Here is a 1,062-nt window from a genome sequence, read left to right on the forward strand (position 1 = left end):
GTGCCGAACGTGCCGGTGCACCTGGCCCGCTACGCCCCCTGCGACCCGGCCTCCGGCGATCTGGCGGAGGGCGCCGCGGAGGTCGAGCGGTGGTCCGACACCACCGACGCCGACGGCGAGATCACCTGGACCGTGCGGGTCGGCTGCTACCGCTACGGCTTGGAGCCGCCGCCCGGCACGGTGCCGGTCCCGGAGGGGATGCACACCCTGTTCCTGCCCGAGGGCGGCCGGGTCGTCACCGGACTGCTGCGCTTCGAGGACCCGGAACCCGCCCCGAGCTGCACCACCGAGACCATCGTCCGCGATCTGGACGTCACCGGTGACCTCGCCGACGCGCTCGCCGAGGTGGGGGAGTGCCACGGGTCCTGGGCGGTCATCGCCTGGGACGTGCCCGGTGACAGCCAGCGCATCGTGCGGCTCGTCGACTCCAGGTGGACCACCTACGTGGTCTTCCCGCACGACCGGTGCTGGACCCAGGCGCGGGCCGACGGTGCGCCCAGCGCGATGCAGGGGTATTTCTCCGCGTGCTGATCTCGGGTGATCGGCCGGTGGGGTTACCCCTGATGAGGTGTTCGGTGCGGCAGAATCGGCCGGGTGAGCGCCGACCAGCACCGACTGATCCTGCTCCGGCACGGCGAGACCGAGTGGTCGGCCGCGGGCAGGCACACCGGGCGTACCGAACTGGAGCTGACCGCGGCCGGGCGTGAGCAGGCCCGGTCGGTGGCCTCGGTGCTGTCGGGCGTGGGGGTGCGCGATCCGTTGGTGGTGAGCAGTCCGCGGCGGCGGGCGGTGGAGACGGCCGAACTGGCCGGCCTGGCGATCGCCGAGGTGTCGGAGTTGCTGGCCGAGTGGGATTACGGCGCGTACGAGGGGCTCACCACGCCGCGGATCCGGGAGTCCGTGCCGGACTGGCTGGTGTGGACGCACGGCTGCCCGGGCGGGGAGAGCGTGGGCGCGGGGGGCGCGCGGGCCCCCCCCCCCCGGGGGCGGGGGGTGGGGGGGGTGGGGGCGCGCGGTGTGGGGGTGGGGGGGGCCCGGGCCATATACCGCCCGGGTGAGGGG

2 protein-coding genes are annotated in these 1,062 nt (G+C 74.9%); both read left to right on the forward strand.

The features are described from left to right. Positions 1–531: hypothetical protein (locus tag QH283_RS16590; protein ID WP_280503891.1), on the forward strand; the 531-nt coding region annotated here is incomplete at its 5' end. A gap of 63 nt (positions 532–594) precedes the next feature. Beyond that, positions 595–1,062, forward strand: a 468-nt coding sequence (locus QH283_RS16595; protein WP_280503892.1) for a histidine phosphatase family protein, incomplete at its 3' end; no start/stop codon positions are given.

This window comes from Nocardia farcinica, from assembly GCF_029867845.1.
GTDB lineage: Bacteria > Actinomycetota > Actinomycetes > Mycobacteriales > Mycobacteriaceae > Nocardia > Nocardia farcinica_A.